This is a genomic window from Mesorhizobium sp. WSM4848 (assembly GCF_055811375.1).
Window position 1 is genome coordinate 1 of record NZ_JBVVPX010000021.1, and the last position, 25,779, is coordinate 25,779.

The following is a 25,779-nucleotide window of genomic DNA, read 5'->3' on the forward strand; positions in this document are numbered from 1 at the left end:
GTCCAAGGCGCAGGCTCATAAGCTGCTTTAGCCGGCCAAATGGGGGGGGGGGGCCCCCGGGGGGGGGGGGGCCCCCCGGGGCGGGGGGGGGGGGGGGGGGCCCCCCCCCGGGCTGGGCTTACGGGTGATAGGCCGCTTCGCCATGCGCGGTGAGGTCGAGCCCTTCGCGCTCTGCATCGGCTGTCGGGCGCAAGCCTACGATCATATCGACGATCTTGTAGAGGATGGCGCTGCCGATGCCCGACCACAGGACGGTTACCAGGACACCCTTGAACTGCGACCACAGCTGCGTGGCCGTGCCGGCATAGCCGGCGGCGAAGTCGGCCGTCGAATAATCGACGATGCCGGCGCCGCCGAGGGCGGGGTTGACCAGGATGCCGGTCCCAAGCGCGCCGATGATGCCGCCGACGCAGTGGATGCCGAAGACATCGAGGCTGTCGTCGTAGCCGAACTTGTTCTTCACGACCGAAACGAAGAAGTAACAGACGCAGCTGGCGACGATACCGAGCACGATGACGCCCATCGGTCCGCCAAAACCGGCGGCGGGCGTGACGGCGACAAGGCCGGTAACAGCGCCCGAAACCGCGCCAAGCATGGAGGCTTTGCCGCGCAGCAGCGTTTCAAGCACGATCCAGGTCACTGCCGCCGCGGCTGTGGCGACGAAGGTGTTGACCATGGCCAGCACCGCATAGGCGTTGGCTTCGAGGTTCGAACCGGCGTTGAAGCCGAACCAGCCGACCCACAGCAGCGACGCGCCGACCATGGTCAGCGTCATAGAATGCGGCGCCATGACGTCCTTGTTGTAGCCGATGCGCTTGCCGATCATCAGCGCGCCGACAAGGCCGGCGATGCCCGCATTGATGTGAACGACGGTGCCGCCGGCGAAGTCGATGGCGCCGAAGCTGAAGATGAGCCCCGACGGGTCGCTGTAAGCGCTCGGGCCGCCCCAGAACCAGACCATATGCGCGATCGGGAAGTAGACGAATGTGACCCACAGGATGGTGAACAGGATCACGGCCGAAAACTTGATGCGTTCGGCGAAGGCGCCGACGATCAGGGCAGGCGTGATGCAGGCGAAGCTCATCTGGAAGATGACGAACACCAGCTCAGGAATGGCGACACCCTTGGTAAAAGTTTCCGACACCGTCGTCACGTCGACGCCGGCGAGAAACATCTTGGAAAGGCCGCCGACGAAGGCGTTGCCGGGGGTGAAGGCAAGGCTGTAGCCGTAGAAAACCCAGACGATCATCACCACGCTGGTGATGGTGAAGACCTGCATCAGCACCGACAGCATATTCTTGGCGCGAACCAGGCCGCCGTAGAAAAGGGCAAGGCCGGGAATGGTCATCAGCAGCACCAGGATGGTGGAGATCATCATCCACGTCGTGTCGCCCTTGTCGACGGTAAAGGCCGGCGCTGCTGGCGCGGCCGGGGCGGCCGGCGCCGCTTCCTGCGCGAAAACGGCGACCGTGCCCAGTGCTGCGATAGCCAGTGAGCCCAGCAGCGCGGTGCGCGCTACCGACTTCAAAGTAGAAGGAATATTCATTGATCTCTCCATTGGAATACGTTTCCGCAGCTCAAAGCGCGTCGGTGTCTGTTTCGCCGGTGCGAATGCGCACCGCCTGGTCGATGCCGAAAACGAAGATCTTGCCGTCGCCGATCTGACCGGTCTTGGCCGCCGCAGTGATGGCTTCGACGGCCTTGTCGACCATGTCCAGACCGACCGCGACTTCGATCTTGATCTTCGGCAGGAAGCTGACCGCGTATTCCGCCCCGCGATAGATTTCCGTGTGTCCCTTCTGACGCCCGTAGCCTTTGACTTCGGTGACGGTCAGGCCCTGGATGCCGACTGCGGTGAGCGCTTCGCGCACCTCGTCGAGCTTGAACGGCTTGATGATTGCCATCACGATTTTCATAAGGTTTCACCCTTTACTGTTGCGGGTCCCCCCGCGTTTGCACGACTTCGCCGATCCCCATGAGAGCCGGAGAGTGCCCGCTAGGATTCAAGCTCCGTGCCAGTTGCCGAAGCAGGGTGTTAAGCTGCTGTTAAATAAGCACTTGGGGAAGGTTTGTCGGCTGACTGTTCATAGTCGCGGGAGCGCTACTGATTAAAAAGTAGGCAATTTCGCAAAATTGCCTATTCCGCGGGCGGCCGCTTCAGCCTGATCAGGCCTTCCTGGGCAACCGAGGCGATCAACGTGCCGTCGCGGGCAAACAGCGATCCGCGCGTGAACCCCCGCGACCCTTGCGTCGACGGGCTGTCCTGCGTGTAGAGCATCCAGTCGTCGAGTGGATGGCTGCGATGGAACCACATCGCGTGATCGAGGCTCGCCGCCTGGATGTCGCTATCGAAGATGGCGCGGCCATGCGCAAAGGTCGAGGTATCGAGCAGCGTCATGTCGGAAAGATAGGCAAGCACTGCCGCCTGCCTGCCGCGATCGCCCGGAACCGGGCCGGTGGTGCGGATCCAGATGTTCTGTTTCGGCTCCAGCTTCTCCCGGCTGGTGTAATGCTCCAGCATCACCGGCTTCATCTCGATCGGCCGGTCACGCTCTCAGTAGCGCCTGATGCCGTCGGGCACGGCCGCGCCGAACTTGCCGATCAATTCGCGCTGCGACAGCAATGTGTCGGGCGCCGGCACGTCCAGCGGCATCGGCACCTGGTGCTCGAGACCGACCTCGTCCTGCTGGAACGAGGCTTCCAGCGAAAAGATCGCCTGGCCGTGCTGCACCGCCACGACTCGCCGCGTGGTGAAGGAGCCGCCGTCGCGGATGCGGTCGACCTGGTAGATGATCGGCACCTTGGTGTCGCCCGGCCGCATGAAATAACCATGCAGCGAATGGACGTGGCGTTCGGGCTCGACGGTTCGCTGGGCGGCGACCAGCGCCTGGGCGATGGTCTGGCCGCCGAAGACACGCTGCCAGTCGAGTTTGGGGCTGCGACCACGGTACAGGTTGTGTTCCAGTTGCTCGAGGTCGAGAATGCCGAGAAGCTCGTCCATGGCCGCCGTCATGTTTTCGCGCCCTCGTGTCGATTTGATTCCGAAGTTCGCCTAATTTTGATATTTCACTCGAAGCGAACTTCAAAAGCCGCAAAAGTGTTATGGCGGTTTCCGACAGGAATGACGGGCAGTCAAGGGCCGGCAGGAATTTGGCCGGAAGGAATTGGCCGGAAAGGAATTTGGCCATGGTCGACGGCAAGCCGGATGCAAAAAACCGAACCGCGCTCGACATTCTGGTCGCCGGCGCCGGCTATGTCGGCCTTGCCGCCGCCGTATCGCTGAAACAGGCGCGACCGAGCCTGGCGGTCGCTGTCGTCGACGCCGCGCCCGCCGGCATCTGGCAAAAGGACGGCCGCGCCTCGGCGATCGCCGCTGCCGCTTGCCGCATGCTCGACCAGCTCGGCGTCTGGGCCGAAATCGCCCCCGAGGCGCAGGCGATCACCGAGATGATCGTCACCGATTCGCGCACGTCCGATCCGCTGCGTCCGGTTTTTCTCACTTTCGATGGCGAGGTCGCGCCTGGCGAAGCGTTTGCGCATATGGTCGCCAACAGAGATTTGAACGGAGCCTTGCGCCGGCGCGCTGAAACACTCGGCATCGACATCATCGAAGGCGTCGCCGTCAGTGCCTTCGACGTCAACGGCGCCGGCATCACCGTGCATCTTGCCGACGGCGCGACGCTGAAGGCGCGGCTGCTGATCGCCGCCGACGGCGTCAACTCGAAGCTGCGCGACATGGCCGGCATCAAGACGGTGAAATGGGACTACGGCCAGTCCGGCATCGTCTGCACCGTCGCGCATGAGCGGCCGCATAATGGCCGCGCCGAAGAGCATTTTCTGCCGGCCGGCCCGTTCGCCACGCTGCCGCTCAAGTCAGACAAGGACGGCACACACCGCTCGTCGATCGTCTGGGTCGAGCGGTCGGAAGACGCCGAAAAACTGGTCAACGGCGACGACCTCGTCTTCGAGCACGAACTGGAACAGCGGTTTGGCCTGAAGCTCGGCGAAATTCACGTCGCCGACAGGCCGCGCGCCTGGCCGCTCGGCCTGACCATCGCCCGCGATTTCGTCGCGCCGCGCATTGCGCTCGCCGGCGACGCCGCCCACGGCATCCACCCGATCGCCGGCCAGGGCCTCAATCTCGGTTTCAAGGATGTCGCGGCATTGGCCGAAGTGGTGGTCGAGGCCGACCGGCTCGGCCAGGATGTCGGCGCGCTCGACGTGCTCGAACGCTACCAGCAGTGGCGGCGCTTCGACACGCTGCAGATGGGCATCACCACCGATGTCCTGAACCGGCTGTTTTCCAACGACATCGGCCCGTTGCGCGCCGTCCGCGACATCGGCCTCGGCGTCGTCGAACGCATGCCGCGGCTGAAGGATTTCTTCATCCGACAGGCGTCCGGTCTGTCCGGCGACACGCCGAAACTGCTCAAGGGCGAGGCGATCTGAACCCGTGTGACGGGCCGGCATCACCTGAATATAGCACACCCTAAAGCGCGTCGCGTTCGACCGACCTCACGCGACGCGCTTTAGGTTGCTGTTTTACGCATGTCGTTATCGCAAAACCGCTGCACACCCTCGGTTCAAGCCCGAGGGCATGCTTTTGCGCGACATGCATCAGTTGACCTCAAAGCCCAGCTTCTGGCGCAGCCGCAGTATCCTCTGGTCGGATATTTTTAGGGGTTGCTCACCAGCCTGCGCCGCGCGGTTCACCATCTGCAGCAAATCGTTTCTTTCGGTCACATCCAGACGTTCCCGCAGGAACGGCGCCAATTTGTCGATGACGATCGTGGCATCGTCGATCTGTGACGCCGCCCATTTGGCGTAGACGACGGCCTCATCGGTCTTCTTGTCGTCAGCAATCTCCGAAATCACCGACCGAATCACGGCTTCGCGCTGCGGCAGGACAGGTCCGTTCTCGGAAATGATGGCGGTGATCAGTGTCGCGGCCGCCACGACCGGATCGTCGATCGCCGTCAGCGGTGAGAGCGCCGCCTGCTTGCGCAGTCTCTTGCGCCGAATGTTGCCTTGCACACGCCCGACGACGTCCGCGACCTCGCGCGCTGCATCGTTCACGGCCTTCATCCGATACCACCAGAACGCCGCCACTCCCAACAGCCCAATTGCAGCAATCAGTATATGCATGCCCGAAATCCCCCAACCGCAGCGACGATAGGAGAAGTGCTGCCTCGCTTCAACACGCAAAAGTTGCGCACGCCGAAGAAATCGATTCCGCCGGACGCAAACGGAATAGTGTTTAGGACCCCGGCACGTCGTAGATCGCCCTGACCTCGATCGTGCCGATTTCAGCCAGCGGAATCCCGCCGGCAATCTCCAGCGCCTCGTCGATATCCCCGGCCTCGATCATGACGAAGCCGAGCAATTGCTCCTTGGTCTCGGCGAAGGGGCCATCGGTGATCAGCCGCTTGCCCTTGCGCCGGCGCACGGTTTTCGAGGTTTTTACCGATTGCAGCGCCTGCGCGATGATCAGCCGACCGCTTTGCTCCACTGATTTGTCATAGGCCAGCGAGTCGGCGTCGAGCTTGGCCAGCCTCTCCGGACTCATTGCATAAAGGTCTTTTTCCTCACCATAGACCAGGCAAACATATTTCATCTCTCATCTTCCTTGTTGTGACGAACCGTTAGCGACCAAGGTCTCATCCGGGCTTTTGACCGCCGCATGATCGAGAAGGGATACCGCAACCCCGATCATCGCGACCGCAGCAAGCAGTCGACCGAACCCGCAAGGTTGCCGATCCAACCAGTCGGCTTCCTGTTCAGCTGACTTTCGGCCGGTGTCTCTCCAGTGAGCAGAAAACAGATTATTCATGGTGTCCTCCATTCGGCCACGAAACCCGTGGCCGCCCGCAGGACGGGCGAGGCAGATGGAAGTCGACATTTTTGCACGCAGATTTTTTTGCGCCTGGCCATTGGCGCGAATGCACGGGTGGCCTTCGTGCCCGCGCGCGCTATAGTCGACCGGACGCCGATCACGGCTCAGCCGTCACATCAAGGAGGAATTCATGGACCGCATCGCAAACGCCGTCTGGCAAGGCAATCTGAAAGAGGGCAAGGGCACGCTCGACACGCAGAGCGGGGTCCTGAAAGGCACGCCGTACTCGTTCAAGATGCGCTTCGAGGATGAAAGCGGCAAGTCCGGCACCAATCCGGAGGAACTGATCGCAGCGGCGCATGCCGGTTGCTTCGCCATGCAGTTCTCTCACTTCCTGGCCGAGAACGGCACCCCCGCCACCGAACTCGACGCCAAGGCGGTGGTGACGCTGGTTCCAGGCACGGGGATCACAGGCAGCGCGCTCACGCTGGTCGGCAAGGTGCCGGGCATCGACGCGGCGAAATTCCAGGAGCTGGCCGAGAAGGCCAAGGCCGAATGCCCGGTGTCGAAGGCGCTCGGCGCCATAAAGGTTTCGCTCGACGCCAGGCTGGGTTGAGAGCCCAGCCTTCGGAGAGTGGGCGATCCTTCGCGCCCCCCTCTGCCCTACCGGGCATCTCCCCCACGAGGGGGGAGATCGGCAGCTTCGCCGTCCCGCCCTCTTGCAGCATTGGAGACTGGCGAAAGCCGAGGTGACGTCCAATCTCCCCCCTTGAGGGGGAGATGTCCGGCAGGACAGAGGGGGCTGTCGCTCCGACGCCTCAAAAATTCGTTACCGCCCGTCGCCGGTCAGCCCGTCGATGCGTGCGCGCAACTGCGTAACCTCCTCCTCGAGAGCCTGCACCCGGCCTTCGAGATCGGACACCGGCGAAGGCGCTTGCAAGGGCGCTGCGGCAGCCGACAGTTGTACAAGCCCGCCCAAGAGATGCGCAAAGCGGTCCTCACGCTGGCCGGGACCACGGTCGATCTGCTGAACGAGCGGCGGCTTGCGGCCGATCAACAGGTCGAGATTGCTGCGAAGCTCGTCGATGGAGGGTAACCGCGCCATGCGCTCAGCTCGCGCCAGCAACTCATAGGCGGTCTGCGGACCGCGCAGCAACAGCAGCCCAAGCAGCGCAATCTGCGCCGAGGTCAGCGAAAATCGCTGCGCAACGACATGCTCGTAGCGCTCGACGCGCGAGGCAAAGACCTGCCTGACCAGCCCCTTGTGCTCAAGCTGGCCGAGCGCTCGTCTCACCTCGACAAGCTCGACCGACATCACCGGCTCGCGCGCCGTCTTCTGGTTGGCGGCGGCAAGTGCTGCATTGAGCGTCAGCGGGTAGATATCGGGCGTCAGTTCCTTCTTTTCGATCAGGCACCCGAGCACGCGGGCTTCGACGGGAGAGAGGATGGGGAGTTCGGTATCGGTCATTGGGATTGGCTGTTTGATTGCTAATGTTCTTTGGCACTGTGACTTTGACAGACATCAGAACGCCGCGACAGGGCAGAACGTTGAAGTCGGCAGGACAGAGGGGGGTGTGAAGGATCGCTACCTATGAACATATCTGGGCAATTGTTGCTGCCCAGCAACCCGTCCGCCTCTAAACCCTTCTCTCCACCATCATCTTCTTGATCTCGGCGATCGCCTTGGCTGGATTGAGCCCCTTGGGGCAGGTCTGGGCGCAGTTCATGATGGTGTGGCAGCGATAGAGCCGGAACGGGTCTTCGAGATTGTCGAGCCGTTCGCCCTTGGCCTCGTCCCGGGAATCGATCAGCCAGCGATAGGCCTGCAGCAGCGTCGCCGGGCCGAGATAGCGGTCGCCGTTCCACCAGTAGCTCGGGCACGAGGTCGAGCAGCAGGCGCACAGGATGCATTCATAGAGCCCGTCGAGCTTTTCGCGGTCCTCATGGCTCTGCAGCCATTCCTTGGCCGGTTCGGGTGACACCGTCTTCAGCCATGGCTCGATCGAGGCGTGCTGGGCGTAGAAATTGGTCAGATCGGGCACCAGGTCCTTGACCACCGGCATATGCGGCAGCGGGTAGACCTTGATCGCGCCGGAAATGTCGTCGCAGCCCTTGGTGCAGGCAAGCGTGTTGGAACCGTCGATATTCATGGCGCAGGAGCCGCAAATGCCCTCGCGGCAGGAGCGGCGCAGCGTCAGCGTCGGGTCGATCTTGTTCTTGATCCAGAGCAGCGCGTCGAGCACCATCGGCCCGCAATCGTCCATGTCGACGAAATAGGTGTCCATGCGCGGGTTCTCGTCATCGTCCGGCGACCAGCGGTAGATGCGGTACTCCCGCAGATTGGTCGCATTCTCCGGCTTCGGCCAGGTTTTCCCGGCCTTGATCTTCGAGTTTTTCGGAAGGGTGAGTTCGACCATTATCTCAGGTCCTTTCGGATGACGAGCTTCAGCCCGGACCAAGTCCCGTTCACGGCGGCCATCGTCAATACACCCTGGCCTTGGGCGCGATCTTGGCCAGGTTGATGCCGCCGTCGGCTTCCCTAAGCAGCGGCTCGGTGTGCACCGGCCGATAGCTGAGCGACACCTCGCCGGCCTCGCTGAGCCGGGCCAGCGTGTGCTTGCGCCAGTTCGCATCGTCGCGCGCCGAAAAATCTTCCCGCGCATGTGCGCCGCGGCTCTCCTTGCGCGCCTCGGCGGCGTAGACCGTGGTGATGGCGTTGGCCATCAGGTTTTCCAGCTCCAGCGTCTCGACCAGGTCGGAATTCCAGATCATCGAGCGGTCGAACACTTTTACGTCCTTGAGTTCGCCCCAGATCTGCGAAATGCGCTTGCAGCCGCTTTGCAGCGATTCCTGGGTGCGGAACACCGCCGCATCGTCCTGCATCGCCTTCTGCATCTTTTCGCGCAAAACCGCCGTCGGCGTCGAGCCGTTGGCGTGGCGCAGCCGGTCGAAGCGGTCCATGGTCTTGTCGACCGAGGCTTCGTTGGGCGACGGGATCGCCGCGTTGCGGTCGATCACCTTGCCGGCCCTGATCGCCGCCGCGCGGCCGAACACCACCAGATCGATCAGCGAGTTGGAGCCCAGCCGGTTGGCGCCGTGGACGGAGGCGCAGCCGGCTTCGCCGACCGCCATCAGCCCGGGCGACACCTGGTCCGGGTTCAAGGCAGTAGGGTTGAGCACCTCGCCCCAGTAGTTGGTCGGCACGCCGCCCATATTGTAGTGGACCGTCGGCAGCACCGGGATCGGCTCCTTGGTCAGGTCGACGCCGGCAAAGATCTTTGCCGACTCTGAAATACCCGGAAGTCGCTCGTGCAAAACGGCCGGATCGAGGTGGTCGAGGTGGAGAAAAATATGGTCCTTGTTCTTGCCGACGCCGCGTCCCTCGCGGATCTCCAGCGTCATGCAGCGCGAGACCACGTCACGCGAGGCAAGGTCCTTGGCCGACGGCGCATAGCGCTCCATGAAGCGCTCGCCCTCGGAGTTGACGAGATAGCCGCCCTCGCCGCGCGCGCCCTCGGTGATCAGGCAGCCGGCGCCGTAGATGCCGGTCGGGTGGAACTGCACGAATTCCATATCCTGCAGCGGCAGCCCGGCCCGCGCCGCCATGCCGCCGCCATCGCCAGTGCAGGTGTGCGCCGAGGTCGCCGAGAAATAGGCACGGCCATAGCCGCCGGTCGCCAGCACCACCATTTTTGCCGAAAAACGGTGGATGGTGCCGTCATCGAGGTTCCAGGCGACGACGCCGGTGCAGGTGCCGTCCGGCTCCATGATCAGGTCGAGCGCGAAATACTCGATAAAAAACTGCGCGTTGTTCTTCAGCGACTGGCCGTAGAGCGTGTGCAGGATGGCGTGGCCGGTGCGGTCGGCGGCCGCACAGGTGCGCTGCACCGGCGGGCCGTCGCCGAAATTCATCATATGGCCGCCGAACGGCCGCTGATAGATCTTGCCCTCTTCGGTGCGCGAGAACGGCACGCCGTAATGCTCGAGCTCGTAGACGGCGGCGGGTGCTTCGCGCACCAGATATTCCATGGCGTCGACGTCGCCGAGCCAGTCCGATCCTTTCACGGTGTCGTACATGTGCCACTGCCAGGAATCGGGGCCCATATTGGACAGCGAGGCGGCGATGCCGCCCTGAGCAGCGACAGTGTGCGACCGTGTCGGAAAAACCTTGGTGATGCAGGCGGTGCGCAGGCCCTGTTCGGCCATGCCGAGCGTGGCGCGCAGGCCGGCGCCGCCAGCGCCGACCACAACCACGTCGAACTTGTGGTCGACATAGCTGTAGGCGGACGCCGTGTTGGCGTTGTTCGCGTCCTTGGCCAAAATTTCAGCCTCCAAATGCCAGTTTGAGCAGGGCGAAGATCGAGGCGACGCCGACCACTACGGGAAAGAATGTGTTGAGCGCGAGCAGCGCCAGCCTCATGCCCTCGCCATGCACATAATCCTCGATGATCGCCTGCATGCCGAGCCGCATATGGTAGAGCCCGGACAACAGCACCAGGGCCAGGACCAGCGCCACAAACGGGTTGGCAAGTGCGGCGCGCACTTGCGCATAGCCGGCGCCGTTCAGCGCGATCAGAAAGCCGACGAAGAACAGGATCAGCGGAATGTTGGCGATCGCCGTCAGGCGCTGGCGCCAAAAATGCTCCGTGCCCTCGCGGGCGGAGCCGAGGCCGCGGACCTTGGCCAGCGGGGTGCGCATGTCGGTGTTGTGGTGGCTCACGATCAGGCTCCCCGCGCCATGTAGCCGGCGATCCAGATCAGCAGCGTCAGTACGATCGAGCCGGCCAGCGTCGCCCAGGCGACCCTGGAGGCCGTGTCCTTTTCAAGACCGGCCCCGGTGTCCCAGATCAGATGGCGCACGCCGCCCAGCATGTGGTGCATCAGCGCCCAGGTATAGAACAACAGCACCAGCCGCCCCAGCCACGAGCCGAAGGCCCAGTTGACGGCATCGAAGGTGGATTGCGAGCTCGCCGCCGCCATCAGCCACAGCGCGACCAGCAGCGTGCCGAAATAGAGCGCCCCGCCGGTGACGCGATGGATGATCGACATCGTCATCGTGATCGGCGGTCGATAGACGGTCAAATGCGGCGAAAGCGGCCGTTCACGTCTGGCAAATTCGCGGGTGGCTGGTGATTTGCTCATGGCTCCCCCAGTTCGGCGTCTCTGGAGCCCCAGGCGGAAATGCGGCATTACCGCTTCCGGTTGCGACTTTGGACAGCCCGGTTTCTAATGCTCTTTTTGCACCGCGTCAAAGCCGGAAAATCGGTTCGAAAACGTAATTTAGTCTGACAAAAGGCAGGTGATTTCGCTTCAATCGATTAGGGCAGAAGCTCAAAGCCGGCGCAATGTTCGCTGCAGTGCGGTATGTGGTTTCGGACCGACGGCTTGGGGCATGTTGAGATGCAGGTCAGGCCGTGGCGAAAACAGTGGTTCCGAGAACCGGAACGGAGCGTACTATTGGGTACGTGAGTACCGGAAGCGCAGGAACCCACTGTTTGCAGACCGGCCTCACCTGCATATCGGCATGCCCCTAGCGGGTGCAGGTTAGCGGCGTGGCGCCGCCCTTCATCACCAGCGCGTCGCGCCCGTCGATCACGATTGCGTCATGCGCCACGCCGAAGCGGCTGTTTTGATTGGCTGGCGAGGCCGGCAGGTCCTCGCTGGCGCCGTCCGGGCCAAGCACCCGCACCGAGGTGCCGAGATTTTCGATGGTGATCCTGGCGCCATCGGCGCAAGCGTAGGTGGCGGTGCGCGGCTGCGGTGAATCGGCGAGCGGATTTCCGGCCTTCGACGCATTGCAGGCAATTGTGGTCAGCAATGGACAAAGGGCCAGCGTCACCCGAAACGTCCGGCCTAACGCCATGTGCTGTCTCCCTACGCGTCAATCCAGCCGCGATGCTTTGCCAAGATCACCGATGTCGCGCTCGGCGCCAGCCGCGATGGTGATGGCAAGCATGGCCGAAAGATGGCCGCGGATATTAACCATGTTTGCCGAGACCTGGCGGCCAACAGGGCTGGCCTCTTAACAAAGGTTAATAAAAGGTTAATTTATGATTCGAACAAGACTGGGCCTCTGACAAATGGGAGACGCCATGCATTCCAATTCAGGCAGATCGCGCCTTCCGACGCCCGTCTCGATGGCCGTCGTCCTTGTGGCGGTGGCCATCGGCTTCGCAGCACCGGCGCACGCCGGGGCGCGCGACCGCGTCTATGCCGATTCCTTCGGCAATCTGGTCATCGAGAGCGCCGCCGGGTACAAGCGCATCCTCGTTGGCGAGGGCAAATTGGCCAAGAAATTGTCGAATTACGTCGGCGCCAGCCAGCCCAAAATCGTCTATCAAGACGAACCGGACGATGTCAGCAGCCGCGACTGCTACAGGCCGCCGGTTTTCGTGAAGGGCCGCAGCTATATGTACGGGCTTTCCGACGGCGAGATGCCGGAGCTTAGCCCCTGCCGCTGATCTTCGGCCCGGCATTGGCGACAGCCGGCTGTCGGGCGGCGATTGATCCTATCGAGATCCGCACGCAATTGCGTCCGCTGCCCTTCGCTTGATAGAGCGCTTCGTCGGCGCGCCGCAGCAGGTCGGAAAAATTCTCAGTCGGGTGGAGCTCGGCAACGCCCCGAAAGCGCTGCGCGTGCCTTCGGCGAAGAGCCGCGCAGCGGCGAGGTTTGTTCCCGGCAGGATGATGGCGAATTCCTCACCACCGATGCGGCCGGCGACGTGATGCTCGGCGGCCGCATCACGCAGGAAGCCAGCAAAGGCCTCGATGACCCGGTCGCCGGATGCATGGCCGAAACTGTCGTTGACGCTCTTGAAATGGTCGAGGTCGGCGATGACCAGGGCGACCGGAATACCCCTGCGCACGGCGTCACGCATCGCGAGCTCGGCATGACGCTCGAAGCCGCCTCGGTTGAGCAGCCGAGATAGCGTGTCCGTCTCCGACTTCGACGTCGCTTCGGCGAGCACGTCGCGGACCAGAATGATCAGAATGAGAAGCGCGATCGTCATACCAAACACCGTGCCAAGCGATTGCGACACCAGAGCGCAGTTGCTCTGCAGATAGGCCTGTGGATTGGCTCCCCAGCCGCCCAATGCGTGGGCGATGAACGGCTTGCTCACGAATTGCAGGGCGCTGGCCGCCAGAACGGCCATCAGCGCATGGTCGAGCCAGTCGCGTCTTTGCCTGGACGACCAGACGATGCCGACGCCGGCAAACTGCATGGCGGCATAGGGAAGCTGGTAGGCCATCATGCGGGCAATCGACTGGCGCGGCAGATCCTGCACGAAATACACCGCCACGGTGGCCGCCAACAGGAAGACGAGCATCGGCGCCCACGGTGGCGCGACGCCGTATTTAAGGGCAAGCCCGCCATTGAAGGCGATGGTGGCGCCGAGGAAAACGGCGAAGCCCGCGACGACTGCGGGCCGCGCATTGTCGAAGACCGGAATGCTGAACTCGATGGCGAAATAGGCCATCCCGAGCAGATAACCGAAGACCAGACAGCGCGCCGGCGGGCGCGCCGAATCGTTGAACGAGATGGTCATGAAGGCAGCCGCCAGCAGGCCGGCGACGAGCAGGTTGATTGCAAGGATGAACTCTGCGCCGCCGCCCATGTGGTCTTTCGCACTCCCTGCGCCAGCAAATCACGAACGGGCGAAAGAGACGTTAACGTGGGGTCTGATGATCAGCCGGCTTTGAGCGGCTCCACAACATGCACGCCATGAGGCAGCTGCACGGAACTTGAAACGGCGACCGGCGTTTTCCCGCAGCAATAGATGGAGACGCTTTCATGGCCGATACAATCATGCTGACCGACCACGAGGCAATTCGCTCTTGGGCCGCGTCACGTGCCGGATTTCCGGCAATCGTCGATGTATCGCCCGAAACAGGCACGCAAGCCATGCTGAGGCTGGTTTTCGGCCAGCATGCCTATCAGGACCAGGACCAGGCCGAACGCCCGGCCAATGCCGGCGGCTACGAACTGGTCGAATGGGACGAATGGTTCAAGCTGTTCGACGAACGGCAGCTGGCGCTCGTGGTGGCAAAGGATCAACCCGGCCGCCGTGAGCAATTCCACGAATTCGTCAGGCGCCCCGGCTGAAAGAAACGGCCCGAATCGCGTTGCGGCTCGGGCCTGGCATGCACTCATATACGGACTGTGGCAGCCCTGAACTATTTCCACTCGCGGATGTCGACGAAATGGCCGGCGATCGCCGCCGCCGCCGCCATCGCCGGCGACACCAGATGGGTGCGGCCCTTAAAACCCTGACGGCCCTCGAAATTGCGGTTCGAGGTCGAGGCGCAGCGTTCATGCGGCTTCAGCCGGTCGTCGTTCATGGCAAGGCACATCGAGCAGCCCGGCTCACGCCAGTCGAAGCCGGCGGCGACAAAGATCTTGTCGAGACCTTCGGCCTCCGCCTGCTCCTTGACCAGACCGGAGCCCGGCACGATCATCGCATCGACGTGAGGACTGACTTTTTTGCCCTCGACCACCTTGGCGACAGCGCGCAGATCCTCGATGCGGCCGTTGGTGCAGGAGCCGATGAAGACGCGGTCGAGCGCGATATCGGTGATCCTGGTGCCTGGGGTCAGGCCCATATAGTCGAGCGCGCGCTGCTTGGACGTACGCTTGTTCTCATCGGTGATATCGTCGGGGTTCGGCACTGTGCCCTGGACCGAGACGACGTCCTCGGGCGAGGACCCCCAGGAGACGATCGGCGGCAGTTTCGCGGCGTCGAGCACGACCACCTTGTCGAAATGCGCGCCCTCGTCGGAATGCAGCGTCTTCCAGTAGGCAAGTGCTGCGTCCCACGCCTCGCCCTTCGGCGCGCGCGGCTTGTCCTTGACATAGGCGAAGGTCGTCTCGTCAGGCGCGATCAGGCCGGCCCGGGCGCCGCCCTCGATCGACATGTTGCAGATGGTCATGCGGCCTTCCATGGACAGCGCGCGGATCGCTTCGCCGGCATATTCGATGACGTAGCCGGTGCCGCCGGCAGTGCCGATCTCGCCGATGATCGCCAAAATGATGTCCTTTGCGGTGACGCCTTCCGGCAGCACGCCGTCGACGCGCACCAGCATGTTCTTGGCCTTGCGCTGGATCAGTGTCTGCGTGGCCAGCACATGCTCGACTTCCGACGTGCCGATGCCGTGCGCCAATGCGCCGAACGCACCATGCGTCGAGGTGTGGCTGTCGCCGCAGACGATGGTCATGCCGGGCAGTGTAAAACCCTGCTCCGGACCGATGATGTGGACGATGCCCTGGCGGATATCCTTCTCGGAATAGTATTCGACACCAAAATCCTTGGCGTTCTTGGCCAGCGCCTCGACCTGGATGCGGCTTTCCTCGTTCTTGATGCCGAACTTGCGCTCGGGCGAGGTCGATACGTTGTGGTCGACCACGGCCAGCGTCTTTTCCGGATGGCGGACCTTTCTGCCGGTCATGCGCAGGCCTTCGAAAGCTTGCGGGCTGGTCACTTCATGGACAAGGTGACGGTCGATATAGAGCAGGCAGGTTCCGTCGTCCTGGCGGTCGACGACATGGTCGTCGAATATCTTGTCGTAGAGGGTGCGCGGTGCGCTCATATGCGTAAATCCGTCGATATGAAAATGGGAAGCGACTAGCGCCGGCCAGCCGGCGAACACGGCCTAGCGAAGTCGGCTGGTCAGAGCGCCGGAAACGCGCGCCGAGAATCGCGACGGCAGACGTTTTCTGTCCTGCAGCACGAACCCCTTGTAAGCCGGATCGCCAAAAAGCTGTTCCATGGCGTGGCTCATATCAATGTTTTGGCTTTTCGGCAATTAGCTGGTGTAGCGCGGCTTCACCTTCTCCCCTTGTGGGAGAAGGTGGATCGGTGCGCAGCGCCCGAGACGGAAGAGGGGTGTTGGACGGAGTGCTGTCGCAGCCAAGCTGGAGCACCCCTCATCCGACCGAGCTTCGCTCGGCCACCTTCTCCCACAAGGGGAGAAGGAAGAAGCCGCCGCTTCAAACCACCTCGTACACAAATGTCTTCACCAGCGCCTCGGGCTCGGCGATCGCATAGCAGCGGAACCACGGGCTCTCCTCGACCGGCCGCCATTTTTTCGCCTGCTCCAGTTCGTCGAACGTCGCCTGAAACCCGCCGCTCGCAAAAACCTGGTCGCGAACGGTGAAGATGGCGTGGCCGCCCCTCCTGGTGATGCGCACCAGTTCATGCAGGCCGGAGGCCGGTGCATGGTTGATGGTGAACACGCCGGTCGAGAAGAAGGCACGGAAATACCCGTCCGGCCAGGGCAGCGGGCCGCCGAGCATCGCCTGTTTCAGCTCGCTGTAAGCCTGCCGGCTGCCGGCGATTTTTAGCATTTCAGCCGACAGGTCGAGCCCGGCGATGTCCGGATAGCCCAGCGCCTTGAGCGACGGTCCCGACAGGCCGGTGCCGCAGCCGGCGTCGAGCAGCGGCCCCTCGCCTGATGGCACATGGCGCGCCACCCAGGCGGCGATCAGGAACGGCAGGAGGTAGCCGAGCGAGGCAGTTTCGCTGTCGTAGGTCGCAGCCCATGCCGCGTAGGCCTTGGCAAGCGCTTCCGGCGTATCGGCCATATAGACCGCTTCCAGCGCCGCATTGGCTTCGTCGATGATCACTGGTTTCTCCGGACACAGGACATACCTGCCGCAATGGTAGCGCCGTCCTCGCCTGCCGGCTATTGCCCATCCCTGCGGCGCAGCCGCTTCTCCAGCCCCCGCAAGGCCAGCGACAGACCGACCGTAAGGATGAGATAGATATAGGCGACGATCGAATAGGTCTCGAAGAAGCGGAACGAGCCGGCGGCATAGATCTTGCCCATCTGGGTGATGTCGGCGACGCCGAGCACCGAGACCAGCGAGGAATCCTTGACCATGGCGACGAAATCATTACCGAGCGGCGGCAGGATGGTGCGGATCGCCTGCGGAAACACAATCAGCCGAAAACGCTGCGTGCGCGTCAGCCCCAGCGCCTTCGCCGCCTCGATCTGGCCCTTCTCGACCGCCTGGATGCCGGCGCGGAAGACCTCCGAGATGAAGGCCGAGTAGCCGATGGTCAGCGCCATGATCGCGCGCCATAGCAACGATACGTCGCGTATCATCAGCTCGCCGAACAGGCCGGCGCTTTGCAGCGGCGCCGTCAGCGCGTTCCATGCCGCGACGAAGGCCGGCGCGCCGGCGAAGGCGATCCAGAACAACAGCACCAACATCGGCACGCCGCGAATGATCTCGACATAGAAGCGAGCGATCTGGCGCAGCCAGCGCGACCCCGACAGCCCCATCAGCGCAATGCCGAGCCCGATCACCGATGCCAGCGCGAAGGCGACCATTGTGACGAACACGGTGATGCCGATGCCCTTGGCGACGGTCGCGAAAACCTGGGCATAGAGGTCGCTTGCGGCGATGAAGATGGCGGCTGCCGCGGCGAGCGCCGCGGCCGCGGCGAGCCACCAGGGGAAGTCGGATTTTGGGGTAGAGGATGCGGGCATCAGGTGATGCCGGTAAAGCAGGCATCGCGGAGGCGGGCGCGAAGGAACGAAGGCAGCGCGAGTTCCTGCGCGTCCCGCAACGTCCGCGACAAAAGTCCTACTGCCCCATCTTGTAATCAAGGAACCATTTCTTGTTGAGCGCGTCGAGCGTGCCGTCGGCCTTCAACGCGGCGATCGCGGCATTGACCGGCTTCACCAGATCCGAGCCTTTCGGAAAAATAAAGCCGAAATCCTCGGTGCCGAGTGGTCCGCCGATCAGCTTCAGCCCGCCATTGGACGCCTCGACATAGCCCTTGCCGGCGGTGCCGTCGGTCAGCACGACATCGACGTCGCCGGTCTTCAGCGCCTGCACCGTGGCGCCGAACGTCTCGAACAGTTTTATGCGCGGGTTCTGCTCATTGCCGTCGAGGACGCTGTAGACAGCGGTGTAGAACGGGGTGGTGCCGGCTTGCGCGCCGATCAGCCCGTCCTTGAAAGCGCCGAGCGTCTTGGCGTCGGTGAAGCGCTTCTCGTCGCCGCGCACCAGCATGAACTGTTCCGAGCGCATATAGGGGTCGGAGAAATCGACCTTCTGCTTGCGATCGTCCTTGATGGTGATGCCGGTCATGCCGATGTTGTACTGGTTGTCGGAGACCGCCTGGATCATCGCGTCCCAGGAGGTGTTCTGGTACTCGACCTGGAAATTCAGCCGCTTGGCGATCTCGTTCATCGCGTCATATTCCCAGCCGATCTGCTTGCCGGTCTTGGCATCGATGAACTGCAGCGGCGGATAGGCGTTCTCCGTCACCACCACCACCTTCTTGCCGCCGAGATCGGGAAGCGCCTGCGCCAGGGCGGCGACGGGCGCAACAATCAGAGCCAACAGGCCGGCCAACAGCATTTTCGATTTGGTCATGGTACACCCCGAGCATTTGAACGGCCTCGACATTATCGAGGCTTGCAGGAAATCCGGCGCCGACTTTAGCTTTCCGCAGGCGCCTTGCAAGCCGGCTTGATGCGGCTCGCGCGAAAATGGATTCCATGCTTTCAAGGCATTACGGAACGATCCGTTTCGATTGCGGACCGAGGCGGCCCGGCAAAACCGAAAACCATTCCGCGTGGCAAAAAAGGCGGCCGAAGCCGCCTTTTCGAAACATGGTTTGTTAAAGACGCCTTATTCGGCGGCAGTGACTTCCTCGGCCTTGGCGGCCTCGTCGGCGGCCTTCTTCTCGGCGGCGTCCTGCGCAGCCTTCTCGGCGGCCAGCGCCTGAGCGGCAGCCACCTTCTCTGCCTCGATGCGGGCCTTTTCGGCGTTCAGCGCATCACGCTCTTCGTCGTTGAGCTTGCGGGCGCGCACGCCGGTGTTTTCCGAAATACGGGCCGACTTGCCGCGACGATCGCGCAGGTAGTAGAGCTTGGCGCGACGCACCTTGCCGCGGCGCACGATCTCGACGCCTTCGACCATCGGCGAAAAGACCGGGAACACGCGCTCCACGCCTTCGCCGTAGGAAATCTTGCGAACGGTGAAATTCTCCTGGAAACCGGCGCCGGCGCGGGCGATGACGACACCCTCATAAGCCTGGACACGGGTGCGGGTGCCTTCGGTCACGCGGACCTGGACGCGCACGGTGTCGCCGGGCTGGAATTCGGGAAGCTTGCGCTTGGCTTCGATCTTGGCGGCCTGTTCGGCCTCGAGCTGACGGAGGATATCCATCTCAAAAATCCACTTCTTGTTCTTCCGACAGTCAGAGCGTCCGACACTCGCCTTGCAGTTGCATTGACCGCTCGGCTATGCCCTTTATTCGAGACCGTCTGGGTTCGAGAACATCGGGCAGGGGCGACTACACCGCCATTGTTGACGGGTCCGGCAGATTGTTCTTGCCAGCACGGCGCGCACATACAGCTATTTCGGCGCTTTGTCACGCCTTCGCCGTGTCTTTTTTGGCCGTTGGCCGACATTGCAATCTTTCAGCGCAGGGGTTGCGTCGAAGGGCCAAGCTTTTTAAGCCGGGCAAAACGTGACTTTCCTCCGGCGGCAACACCTCCATGCCAGTTCTCGATGCGGCACTGCTCTTTTTCGCGGGCTTTCTCTCAGGTGCCGTCAACGCCATAGCCGGCGGCGGGACGTTCATAACCTTCGGCGCCATGTCGCTGGTCGGCTTGCCGCCGATCGTCGCCAACGCCACCTCGTCGCTGACACAGTTTCCCGGCTACATCACCTCGACGCTCGCCTACTGGTCCGACATCAAGCATTTCTGGCGCACCGCGTTGCTGCTCGGCCTTATCTCGGCTTTTGGGGCGCTGGCCGGTGCGCTCATCCTTCTGGCGCTCGACAATCCGTCGTTCCGCGTTCTGGTGCCCTGGCTGCTGCTGGCGGCAACCGCGCTGTTCGCCGCCGGGCCGTGGCTGAAGCCGGCGCCCAAGCCGGGCCGTGAGGCCGCGGTGGGTTCGCTGGTCGGCTGCCTGGCGCAGTTCGCCACCGCCGTCTATGGCGGCTTTTTCGGCGCCGGCATGGGCGTCATGATGCTGGCGACGCTCGGCCTCACGCAGGCTGGCGACTATCACCGCCTCAACGCGCTGAAGAACCTGTTGGCCGTGGTCATCGCGGCAGTAGCCATCCTGGTCTTCGTCTCGGGCGACGTCATCGCCTGGCGGCAGGCGATCGTCATGATACCGGGCGGCGCGCTGGGCGGCTATGCCGGCGTCTGGATCGCCAAGCGCGTGCCGCAAATTGCCGTGCGCGGCTTCGTCGTCGGGGTCGGCGTGTTCCTGGCCTTTTACTACTTCACCAAGGGCTGAGCGGCTAACAGGTCCGGCCGCCGCTCTTTCGTCAATCTTTCCGATTCGGCGCGTCGCCATGCGGCGATCTTCTGGTGATTGCCCGAGGTGAGGACCTCGGGGATTTGCCGGCCCTCGAATTCCTGCGGCCGCGTGTAGTGCGGATGTTCGAGCAGGCCGTTTTCAAAGCTCTCTTCATCGCCCGACACCACGTTGCCCATCACGCCTGGCAACAGCCGCACCACGGCGTCGAGCAGCACCAGCGCCGCCGGCTCGCCGCCGGAGAGGATGAAGTCCCCGACCGAGACCTCCTCCAGCCCCCGCGCGTCAATCACCCGCTGGTCGACGCCCTCGAAGCGGCCGCATACGATAACGACACCCGGCCCGGCGGCCAGTTCGCGCACACGCACCTGTGTCAGCGGTTTTCCACGCGGGCTCATTAGCAGCCGTGGCCGTGGATCGCCCGGTGGCGAGCTATGGTCGATCGCCTTGGCCAAAACATCGGCACGCATCACCATGCCGGCGCCGCCGCCGGCCGGCGTGTCGTCGACAGTGCGATGCCGATCGGTGGCGAAATCGCGGATCTGGATTGCTTCCAGCGACCATGTGCCGGCCTCCAGCGCCCGGCCGGCCAGCGACACGCCGAGTGCACCGGGAAACATCTCCGGATAGAGCGTCAGCACCGAGGCGGAAAAACTCACCGGTTGCCCCCGGCGTCCTTCGGCCCCCGCGGCCTGCCCTTCGGGTCGAAACCATCGCTGCCGGGAGCATCGCTGTCTTCGTCATCGATCAAGCCCGCCGCCGTCGGATCGATGCGGACGAAGCCGTCCTTGATCGACACGTCAGGAACGGCAGCCTGCGTGAACGGGATCAGCACGCCTTTGCGCCCCGCCAATGTCACGTCGAGAATGTCGCCGCCGCCGAAATTATGCACGGCGACGACTTTGCCGATGTCGGCACCGGTATCGTCGCGGACCGTTAGACCGACGAGATCGGCATGATAGAACTCGTCCTCTTCGCCGTCGTCGGGCAGCATCGAGCGGTCGACGAACAATTCCGTGCCGGCGAGCGCCTCGGCGGCGTTGCGGTCGCTGATCCCCTTGAAGCGCACCACCACGACGTTATTGGCCGGCCTGATGTCGACGATCTGGAAGGCGCGGCCGTCCCTGGCATAGAGCGGCCCGTAGTCGGCCAGCGCCAGCGGATCGCCGGTGAACGTTTTAACGCGCAATTCGCCCTTGATGCCATGGGCGGCGCCGATCACGGCCATCTGGACGGGGTTTTGCGGTTTGGTCATCGGTGGAACAATCCTTTGCCTTGCTCTAGCTCCACGCTCTTGTCATTTCAATGACGCCGCTCTTCACCGCTTCCTAACCCGGCTGCCGGAAGATGGCCCAGAATTGGAAGAACGGAATATTGGAAGAGCGCAATGCAGGAATTCCTCATCCCGGCCAAACCAGACCTTCAGGCGGCCCGTGAACGCTGGCTGAAGATGCTGGCGCGCGAACGCCGGCTGTCGCCGGAAACCGTGGAGGCCTATGAGCGCGACACCCGCCAGTTCCTGCACTTCCTGACCGGCCATTGCGGCGGCTCGCCCGGCATTTCGGATATCGCCGCTTTGCGCCCGGCCGATCTGCGCGGCTTTCTCGCTGCCCGCCGCGCCGGAGGCGCCGGCGCCCGCACGCTCGGGCGGGGGCTCGCCGGCATCCGCTCGCTGCTGCGCTTTCTGGAGCGGCGCGGCCTCGTCAATGCGGCGGGTGCTGCGGCACTGCGCGCGCCGCGGCAGCCGAAGTCGCTGCCCAAGCCGCTGACGGCCAGCGATGCGAAACACGTCGTTTCGGTGGAAGGCCAGTTGGCGGAGGAACCGTGGGTCGCCGCCCGCAACGCCGCCGTGCTGACGCTGCTCTACGGCTCGGGCCTGCGCATCTCCGAGGCGCTCGGCCTGTCCGGCGCCGATCTGTCGTCGCCTGATGAAACGGTGCTGCGCGTCACCGGCAAGGGCGGCAAGACGCGGCTGGTGCCGGTGCTGCCGATCGCGCTGCGGGCGATCGCCCAGTACCGGCGGCTCTGCCCCTATCATCTCGATCCGAAGGGCCTGCTGTTTCGCGGCGCCCGCGGCGGGCCGCTCAACCCGGCCATCGTCCAGCGCGACATGGCCAAGCTGCGCTCGGCGCTCAATCTGCCCGACACCGCCACGCCGCATGCGTTGCGCCATTCCTTCGCCACACATCTGCTTGGGCGCGGCGGCGATCTGCGCACCATCCAGGAACTTTTGGGCCACGCCAGCCTGTCGACGACGCAGATCTATACCGGCGTCGACACCGCGAGGCTGCTCGAAATCTATGAGGCGGCCCACCCGCGGGCCTAACCGACGCATGATTTCGCGATGTTGCAGCCAGGATATGCGCCGTGGAACGATGTCCGAGACAATTTTGCCGCGCCGGTTAACCGTTTCGCCGTTCTTTGTCTCTAAAAGCGAGCCATGAAACGCGTACTTGCCATCGCCGACCGCACGGTCTTTGCTTCGTTGAAGCTGCTCGTCGCGTTGAACGTCCTGTTTTTCCTCTCCTTCCTCGTCATCGCGCTGCTCGCCGCCGGCAAGGCGCGCGCTGAAACCCCGGTCTGCGCCGGCGCCGACATGCTGTCGGCCCTGCAGAAGGACGACCCGGCCGCCTACCGCAAGATCGAGACGGAAGCGGCCGCGACACCGAACGGCAAGGGCCTGTTGTGGAAACTGGAAAAGGCGGGCGAAAGACCGTCCTTCCTGTTCGGCACCATGCACATGACCGACCCGCGCGTGACCACGCTGCCGCCCGCCGCGCAAAAGGCCTTTGACGCCGCCGACACTGTCGTCATCGAGACCACGGAGGTGCTCGACAAGCAGAAGATGATGGCGGCGTTCCTGAAAGAGCCGGAGCTGATGATGTTCACCGACAGCACCACGCTGTCCTCGCTGCTGTCGCCGGACGATGCGGCGGCGGTGAACAAGGCGCTCGACGCGCGCGGCATTCCACCGGCGAGCGTCGCCAAGATGAAGCCGTGGATGCTGTCGACCATGGTCGCGCTCCCGGCCTGTGAACTGGCCCGCCAGGCCGGCGGCACGCCGGTGCTCGACATCAAGCTTGCAGAGGACGCCAAGGCCTCAGGCAAAACCGTCGATGGGTTGGAGACCGTCGCCGACCAGCTTCGCGCCATGGCCTCGCTGCCACTTGCGTTTCACATGAAGGGCCTCGTCGACACCCTGAAGCTCGGCGACAGGGTGAACGACGTCAATGAAACCATGATCGTGCTTTACCAGCGCGGCGACACCGGTATGCTTTGGCCGCTGTTTCGTGCCGTCCTTCCCGGCGACGACGACGATTCGGCAAGCTATGCCGCCTTCGAGGAAATCATGATCACCAGCCGCAACAAGGTGATGATCGACCATGCCAGGCCGATCCTCGCCAGGGGCAACGTATTCATGGCGGTCGGCGCTCTGCACCTTCCGGGCGCCGAAGGCCTGGTCGAGGATTTCCGCAAGGCCGGCTACACTGTCACCGCCGTCGACTAGTTGCACGGTTGAGTTGCGGGCCTGGCAAGGCGTGATTCGGGGCGACGCTTTGCCCGACTCGCCGGAGGTTTGTCTCAGTACAGGACGGTCGAAAGGTTTAATTTGGCTCGATCACTGCGAGTTTTGCGAGTAAAATGCTTGCAAACAAACGATTCCCGGCGAAGAATGCCCTGTTTTCGGCGTTTTCGATTCCTAGCGTGAAACCTGTTCAACGATTGCGCGTTGATGTGTGTTGATTGATACTTTTCATCCACGGAGGACACTTTTATGGCGAATCCAAACGACCCGTACACCACTCCGACCCCCCCTCCCAAGTCGGGTGGCGGCAGCACTGGCTGGCTGATTGCCTTGGTCGTCGTTATTCTGGCTATTGTCGCTTACTATGTTTTTGGAACAAGCGGTGAGGCGCCAGAGCCTGGTGAACCGCCGGCTGCAACCACGCCGGCCCCGGCGCCAGCGCCCGCTGAACCGACGCCTGCCCCGGCTCCGGCGCCAGCAGAACCAGCGCCTGCTCCGGCGCCAGCAGAACCAGCGCCAGCGCCAGCGCCAGCACCTGCTCCGGCACCGGCAGAGCCAGCGCCGGCACCTGCAGAGCCAGCACCTGCTCCGGCGCCAGCACCAGCCCCGCAGTGATCGGCTGCTGACTCCAAATACGGAACGGCCCGCTGAAAAGCGGGCCGTTTTGCGTTGAGCCTTCCGATGGCTGCCGGAGTTCCTTGGGAGGGCCTACATGTGGATCGGCTTGAAGAAGGTCGCCAGCGCCGCTTCCTTCACCGCTTCCGACATCGTCGGATGGGCGTGGCAGGTGCGGGCAAGATCTTCCGACGAGCCACCGAACTCCATCAGCACCGCCGCCTCGTGGATCATCTCGCCGGCGCCGAAGCCGACGATGTGGACGCCGAGCACGCGGTCGCTCTGCTTGTCAGCCAGGATCTTCACGAAGCCGTCGGTATGCAGCATGGCGCGCGCCCGGCCATTGGCGCTGAACGGAAACTTGCCGGCCTTGTAGTCGATGCCGGCCGCCTTCAGCTCTTCCTCTGTCTTGCCGACCGAGGCGATTTCCGGACTGGTGTAGACGACGTTCGGGATCACCCCGTAATTCACATGGCCGGCCTGGCCGGCAATGATCTCGGCCACCGCCACGCCCTCGTCCTCGGCCTTGTGGGCGAGCATCGGCCCGGCGATGACGTCGCCGATGGCGTAGATGCCGGGGACATTGGTGGTGAGATGGCCGTCGGTCTTGACCCGGCCGCGCTCGTCGACCTCGACCCCGGCCTCCTTCAGCCCGAGACTGTCCGAATAGGCCCGGCGTCCCGTCGCGATCAGCACCGCATCCGCCTCGATCGTCTCGGCCGCGCCGCCCTTGAGCGGCTCGAAGGTGACGGTGGCGCCCTTCTTGGCCTTGGCGACACCGGTCACCTTGGCGCCGAGCCTGAATTCGATGCCTTGCTTGGACAGCATGCGCTGGAACTGTTTGGCGACCTCGCCGTCCATGCCGCCGAGTATGGTGTCGAGGAACTCGACGACGGTCACCTTGGCGCCAAGCCGCGCCCATACCGAGCCGAGCTCCAGCCCGATGACGCCGCCGCCGACCACCACCAGGTGGCCCGGCACCTTGCCCAGCGACAACGCGCCGGTCGATGACATGATCACCTTCTCGTCAAAGTTGACCTTGACCCCGGGAATGCCGGTGACGTCGGAGCCGGTGGCGATGACGATGTTCCTGGTCTCGATCTCCTCGGCCTTGCCGTCCTCGCCGGTCACCGACACTTTTCCGGCGGACACGACCTTGCCGGTGCCGCGAAAGCTGTCGATCTTGTTCTTCTTGAACAGGAAGGCGACGCCGTTGACGTTGGACGCCACCGTCGCGTCCTTGTGCGCCATCATCTTTTCCAGATTGAGCTTCGGCGCGCCGATCTCAACGCCCAGCGTATCGAAGGAATGACCGGCCTCGGCGAATATCTCGGAGGCATGCAGCAGCGCCTTGGACGGGATGCAGCCGATATTGAGGCAGGTGCCGCCGAAGGTCGGGTTCTTCTCGACCACCGCCGTTTTCAGGCCGAGCTGGGCCGCCTTGATGGCGCAGACATAGCCGCCTGGTCCCGATCCGATGATAACGACGTCATAAGCCATGATTTGTCCTTCTGGT

The 25,779-nt window shown here is 63.4% G+C and carries 27 protein-coding genes and 2 pseudogenes; 7 read left to right on the forward strand and 22 right to left on the reverse strand.

What is annotated here, in order from left to right; all coding sequences use genetic code 11:
* Positions 1 to 118: 118 nt before the first annotated feature.
* The 3 genes and pseudogenes from AC0L16_RS19290 to tesB form a co-directional block, all read right to left on the reverse strand.
* Positions 119 to 1,546: an ammonium transporter gene (locus AC0L16_RS19290; RefSeq protein ID WP_473622589.1), complete on the reverse strand. Its 1,428-nt coding sequence runs from the start codon at positions 1,544 to 1,546 to the stop codon at positions 119 to 121.
* 31 nt (positions 1,547 to 1,577) lie between these two features.
* Positions 1,578 to 1,916, reverse strand: a complete 339-nt coding sequence (locus AC0L16_RS19295; protein ID WP_023800571.1) for a P-II family nitrogen regulator — start codon at positions 1,914 to 1,916, stop codon at positions 1,578 to 1,580.
* Positions 1,917 to 2,137: 221 nt separating this feature from the next.
* Positions 2,138 to 3,013: pseudogene (gene tesB / locus AC0L16_RS19300) on the reverse strand (acyl-CoA thioesterase II).
* A gap of 173 nt (positions 3,014 to 3,186) precedes the next feature.
* On the opposite strand from tesB, the gene AC0L16_RS19305 reads away from it, so the two are divergent.
* Positions 3,187 to 4,449, forward strand: coding sequence for a ubiquinone biosynthesis hydroxylase (locus AC0L16_RS19305; RefSeq protein ID WP_473622591.1), 1,263 nt, complete (start codon positions 3,187 to 3,189; stop codon positions 4,447 to 4,449).
* A 168-nt stretch (positions 4,450 to 4,617) separates the two neighbouring features.
* On the opposite strand, the gene AC0L16_RS19310 is transcribed toward AC0L16_RS19305, so the two are convergent.
* The 3 genes from AC0L16_RS19310 to AC0L16_RS19320 form a co-directional block, all read right to left on the reverse strand.
* Entirely contained in the window at positions 4,618 to 5,145 is a 528-nt protein-coding gene (locus AC0L16_RS19310; RefSeq protein WP_473622712.1) for a hypothetical protein, read from the reverse strand.
* A 112-nt stretch (positions 5,146 to 5,257) separates the two neighbouring features.
* Positions 5,258 to 5,614: a YciI family protein gene (locus tag AC0L16_RS19315; protein WP_473622592.1), complete on the reverse strand. Its 357-nt coding sequence runs from the start codon at positions 5,612 to 5,614 to the stop codon at positions 5,258 to 5,260.
* 3 nt (positions 5,615 to 5,617) lie between these two features.
* On the reverse strand, positions 5,618 to 5,830 hold the full coding sequence (locus tag AC0L16_RS19320; RefSeq protein WP_473622594.1) for a hypothetical protein: 213 nt from the start codon (positions 5,828 to 5,830) through the stop codon (positions 5,618 to 5,620).
* A gap of 193 nt (positions 5,831 to 6,023) precedes the next feature.
* Between AC0L16_RS19320 and AC0L16_RS19325 the strand changes: the two genes are divergently transcribed.
* Entirely contained in the window at positions 6,024 to 6,449 is a 426-nt protein-coding gene (locus AC0L16_RS19325) for an OsmC family protein (protein ID WP_473622595.1), read from the forward strand.
* 213 nt (positions 6,450 to 6,662) lie between these two features.
* Here AC0L16_RS19325 and AC0L16_RS19330 read toward each other — a convergent pair whose 3' ends face one another.
* From AC0L16_RS19330 to AC0L16_RS19355, 6 genes are all read right to left on the reverse strand, one after another.
* On the reverse strand, positions 6,663 to 7,301 hold the full coding sequence (locus AC0L16_RS19330) for a YceH family protein (RefSeq protein WP_473622597.1): 639 nt from the start codon (positions 7,299 to 7,301) through the stop codon (positions 6,663 to 6,665).
* Between the two features lie 169 nt (positions 7,302 to 7,470).
* Positions 7,471 to 8,250 carry a succinate dehydrogenase iron-sulfur subunit gene (locus AC0L16_RS19335; protein ID WP_202365372.1) on the reverse strand — a complete coding sequence of 260 codons (780 nt, stop codon included), beginning with the start codon at positions 8,248 to 8,250 and terminating at the stop codon, positions 7,471 to 7,473.
* Positions 8,251 to 8,314: 64 nt separating this feature from the next.
* Positions 8,315 to 10,153 (reverse strand): succinate dehydrogenase flavoprotein subunit, encoded by a 1,839-nt coding sequence (sdhA, locus tag AC0L16_RS19340; RefSeq protein WP_473622599.1) that lies wholly within the window; start codon positions 10,151 to 10,153, stop codon positions 8,315 to 8,317.
* 4 nt (positions 10,154 to 10,157) lie between these two features.
* Entirely contained in the window at positions 10,158 to 10,532 is a 375-nt protein-coding gene (gene sdhD, locus AC0L16_RS19345) for a succinate dehydrogenase, hydrophobic membrane anchor protein (protein ID WP_268929907.1), read from the reverse strand.
* 23 nt (positions 10,533 to 10,555) lie between these two features.
* The gene (sdhC, locus tag AC0L16_RS19350; RefSeq protein WP_236378865.1) at positions 10,556 to 10,975 is read right to left on the reverse strand and encodes a succinate dehydrogenase, cytochrome b556 subunit; all 420 of its coding nucleotides are present in this window, start codon (positions 10,973 to 10,975) and stop codon (positions 10,556 to 10,558) included.
* A 388-nt stretch (positions 10,976 to 11,363) separates the two neighbouring features.
* On the reverse strand, positions 11,364 to 11,696 hold the full coding sequence (locus tag AC0L16_RS19355; protein WP_473622601.1) for a hypothetical protein: 333 nt from the start codon (positions 11,694 to 11,696) through the stop codon (positions 11,364 to 11,366).
* Between the two features lie 229 nt (positions 11,697 to 11,925).
* Between AC0L16_RS19355 and AC0L16_RS19360 the strand changes: the two genes are divergently transcribed.
* Positions 11,926 to 12,294: a hypothetical protein gene (locus AC0L16_RS19360; RefSeq protein ID WP_473622602.1), complete on the forward strand. Its 369-nt coding sequence runs from the start codon at positions 11,926 to 11,928 to the stop codon at positions 12,292 to 12,294.
* Here the strand turns inward: AC0L16_RS19360 and AC0L16_RS19365 are convergent.
* Positions 12,278 to 13,449: pseudogene (locus AC0L16_RS19365) on the reverse strand (GGDEF domain-containing protein). The gene AC0L16_RS19360 and the pseudogene AC0L16_RS19365 overlap by 17 nt on opposite strands.
* Before the next feature lie 176 nt (positions 13,450 to 13,625).
* On the opposite strand from AC0L16_RS19365, the gene AC0L16_RS19370 reads away from it, so the two are divergent.
* The gene (locus AC0L16_RS19370; protein ID WP_095495597.1) at positions 13,626 to 13,937 is read left to right on the forward strand and encodes a hypothetical protein; all 312 of its coding nucleotides are present in this window, start codon (positions 13,626 to 13,628) and stop codon (positions 13,935 to 13,937) included.
* A 71-nt stretch (positions 13,938 to 14,008) separates the two neighbouring features.
* Here AC0L16_RS19370 and leuC read toward each other — a convergent pair whose 3' ends face one another.
* The 5 genes from leuC to rplS form a co-directional block, all read right to left on the reverse strand.
* The gene (leuC, locus tag AC0L16_RS19375; protein ID WP_473622603.1) at positions 14,009 to 15,418 is read right to left on the reverse strand and encodes a 3-isopropylmalate dehydratase large subunit; all 1,410 of its coding nucleotides are present in this window, start codon (positions 15,416 to 15,418) and stop codon (positions 14,009 to 14,011) included.
* A 400-nt stretch (positions 15,419 to 15,818) separates the two neighbouring features.
* The gene (locus AC0L16_RS19380; protein ID WP_473622605.1) at positions 15,819 to 16,454 is read right to left on the reverse strand and encodes a class I SAM-dependent DNA methyltransferase; all 636 of its coding nucleotides are present in this window, start codon (positions 16,452 to 16,454) and stop codon (positions 15,819 to 15,821) included.
* Positions 16,455 to 16,513: 59 nt separating this feature from the next.
* Entirely contained in the window at positions 16,514 to 17,323 is an 810-nt protein-coding gene (locus tag AC0L16_RS19385; RefSeq protein ID WP_473622606.1) for an amino acid ABC transporter permease, read from the reverse strand.
* 97 nt (positions 17,324 to 17,420) lie between these two features.
* A complete protein-coding gene (locus tag AC0L16_RS19390) occupies positions 17,421 to 18,218 on the reverse strand; it encodes a transporter substrate-binding domain-containing protein (protein ID WP_473622607.1) in 798 nt (265 codons plus the stop codon).
* Between the two features lie 258 nt (positions 18,219 to 18,476).
* Complete coding sequence (rplS, locus tag AC0L16_RS19395) at positions 18,477 to 19,016, reverse strand: 50S ribosomal protein L19 (RefSeq protein ID WP_473622609.1); 540 nt, start codon at positions 19,014 to 19,016, stop codon at positions 18,477 to 18,479.
* Positions 19,017 to 19,348: 332 nt separating this feature from the next.
* Here rplS and AC0L16_RS19400 point away from each other — a divergent pair, with 332 nt between their 5' ends.
* Complete coding sequence (locus tag AC0L16_RS19400) at positions 19,349 to 20,101, forward strand: sulfite exporter TauE/SafE family protein (protein ID WP_473622610.1); 753 nt, start codon at positions 19,349 to 19,351, stop codon at positions 20,099 to 20,101.
* Here AC0L16_RS19400 and trmD read toward each other — a convergent pair.
* Positions 20,083 to 20,781: a tRNA (guanosine(37)-N1)-methyltransferase TrmD gene (gene trmD / locus AC0L16_RS19405; RefSeq protein ID WP_473622611.1), complete on the reverse strand. Its 699-nt coding sequence runs from the start codon at positions 20,779 to 20,781 to the stop codon at positions 20,083 to 20,085. The two genes, AC0L16_RS19400 and trmD, sit on opposite strands and share 19 nt — an antisense overlap.
* The gene (gene rimM, locus AC0L16_RS19410) at positions 20,778 to 21,377 is read right to left on the reverse strand and encodes a ribosome maturation factor RimM (RefSeq protein WP_292409187.1); all 600 of its coding nucleotides are present in this window, start codon (positions 21,375 to 21,377) and stop codon (positions 20,778 to 20,780) included. The genes trmD and rimM overlap by 4 nt, the downstream gene beginning before the upstream one ends.
* A 132-nt stretch (positions 21,378 to 21,509) precedes the next feature.
* Between rimM and AC0L16_RS19415 the strand changes: the two genes are divergently transcribed.
* Together AC0L16_RS19415 and AC0L16_RS19420 are read left to right on the forward strand one after the other, a co-directional pair.
* Positions 21,510 to 22,448 (forward strand): tyrosine recombinase XerC, encoded by a 939-nt coding sequence (locus tag AC0L16_RS19415; protein WP_473622613.1) that lies wholly within the window; start codon positions 21,510 to 21,512, stop codon positions 22,446 to 22,448.
* 114 nt (positions 22,449 to 22,562) lie between these two features.
* Positions 22,563 to 23,630 carry a TraB/GumN family protein gene (locus AC0L16_RS19420; protein ID WP_473622614.1) on the forward strand — a complete coding sequence of 356 codons (1,068 nt, stop codon included), beginning with the start codon at positions 22,563 to 22,565 and terminating at the stop codon, positions 23,628 to 23,630.
* A gap of 367 nt (positions 23,631 to 23,997) precedes the next feature.
* On the opposite strand, the gene AC0L16_RS19425 is transcribed toward AC0L16_RS19420, so the two are convergent.
* Together AC0L16_RS19425 and lpdA are read right to left on the reverse strand one after the other, a co-directional pair.
* The gene (locus tag AC0L16_RS19425) at positions 23,998 to 24,249 is read right to left on the reverse strand and encodes a hypothetical protein (RefSeq protein WP_473622615.1); all 252 of its coding nucleotides are present in this window, start codon (positions 24,247 to 24,249) and stop codon (positions 23,998 to 24,000) included.
* 107 nt (positions 24,250 to 24,356) lie between these two features.
* On the reverse strand, positions 24,357 to 25,763 hold the full coding sequence (gene lpdA / locus AC0L16_RS19430; RefSeq protein ID WP_473622616.1) for a dihydrolipoyl dehydrogenase: 1,407 nt from the start codon (positions 25,761 to 25,763) through the stop codon (positions 24,357 to 24,359).
* Positions 25,764 to 25,779: the final 16 nt, after the last annotated feature.

Bases quoted from the DNA above. Each gene is read 5' to 3' on its own strand.
- AC0L16_RS19290 (WP_473622589.1), bottom strand. From the start codon at position 1,546: ATGAATATTCCTTCTACTTTGAAGTCGGTAGCGCGCACCGCGCTGCTG.
- AC0L16_RS19295 (WP_023800571.1), bottom strand. From the start codon at position 1,916: ATGAAAATCGTGATGGCAATCATCAAGCCGTTCAAGCTCGACGAGGTG.
- AC0L16_RS19305 (WP_473622591.1), top strand. From the start codon at position 3,187: ATGGTCGACGGCAAGCCGGATGCAAAAAACCGAACCGCGCTCGACATT.
- AC0L16_RS19310 (WP_473622712.1), bottom strand. From the start codon at position 5,145: ATGCATATACTGATTGCTGCAATTGGGCTGTTGGGAGTGGCGGCGTTC.
- AC0L16_RS19315 (WP_473622592.1), bottom strand. From the start codon at position 5,614: ATGAAATATGTTTGCCTGGTCTATGGTGAGGAAAAAGACCTTTATGCA.
- AC0L16_RS19320 (WP_473622594.1), bottom strand. From the start codon at position 5,830: ATGAATAATCTGTTTTCTGCTCACTGGAGAGACACCGGCCGAAAGTCA.
- AC0L16_RS19325 (WP_473622595.1), top strand. From the start codon at position 6,024: ATGGACCGCATCGCAAACGCCGTCTGGCAAGGCAATCTGAAAGAGGGC.
- AC0L16_RS19330 (WP_473622597.1), bottom strand. From the start codon at position 7,301: ATGACCGATACCGAACTCCCCATCCTCTCTCCCGTCGAAGCCCGCGTG.
- AC0L16_RS19335 (WP_202365372.1), bottom strand. From the start codon at position 8,250: ATGGTCGAACTCACCCTTCCGAAAAACTCGAAGATCAAGGCCGGGAAA.
- sdhD (WP_268929907.1), bottom strand. From the start codon at position 10,532: ATGCGCACCCCGCTGGCCAAGGTCCGCGGCCTCGGCTCCGCCCGCGAG.
- sdhC (WP_236378865.1), bottom strand. From the start codon at position 10,975: ATGAGCAAATCACCAGCCACCCGCGAATTTGCCAGACGTGAACGGCCG.
- AC0L16_RS19355 (WP_473622601.1), bottom strand. From the start codon at position 11,696: ATGGCGTTAGGCCGGACGTTTCGGGTGACGCTGGCCCTTTGTCCATTG.
- AC0L16_RS19360 (WP_473622602.1), top strand. From the start codon at position 11,926: ATGCATTCCAATTCAGGCAGATCGCGCCTTCCGACGCCCGTCTCGATG.
- AC0L16_RS19370 (WP_095495597.1), top strand. From the start codon at position 13,626: ATGGCCGATACAATCATGCTGACCGACCACGAGGCAATTCGCTCTTGG.
- leuC (WP_473622603.1), bottom strand. From the start codon at position 15,418: ATGAGCGCACCGCGCACCCTCTACGACAAGATATTCGACGACCATGTC.
- AC0L16_RS19385 (WP_473622606.1), bottom strand. From the start codon at position 17,323: ATGCCCGCATCCTCTACCCCAAAATCCGACTTCCCCTGGTGGCTCGCC.
- AC0L16_RS19390 (WP_473622607.1), bottom strand. From the start codon at position 18,218: ATGACCAAATCGAAAATGCTGTTGGCCGGCCTGTTGGCTCTGATTGTT.
- rplS (WP_473622609.1), bottom strand. From the start codon at position 19,016: ATGGATATCCTCCGTCAGCTCGAGGCCGAACAGGCCGCCAAGATCGAA.
- AC0L16_RS19400 (WP_473622610.1), top strand. From the start codon at position 19,349: ATGCCAGTTCTCGATGCGGCACTGCTCTTTTTCGCGGGCTTTCTCTCA.
- rimM (WP_292409187.1), bottom strand. From the start codon at position 21,377: ATGACCAAACCGCAAAACCCCGTCCAGATGGCCGTGATCGGCGCCGCC.
- AC0L16_RS19415 (WP_473622613.1), top strand. From the start codon at position 21,510: ATGCAGGAATTCCTCATCCCGGCCAAACCAGACCTTCAGGCGGCCCGT.
- AC0L16_RS19420 (WP_473622614.1), top strand. From the start codon at position 22,563: ATGAAACGCGTACTTGCCATCGCCGACCGCACGGTCTTTGCTTCGTTG.
- lpdA (WP_473622616.1), bottom strand. From the start codon at position 25,763: ATGGCTTATGACGTCGTTATCATCGGATCGGGACCAGGCGGCTATGTC.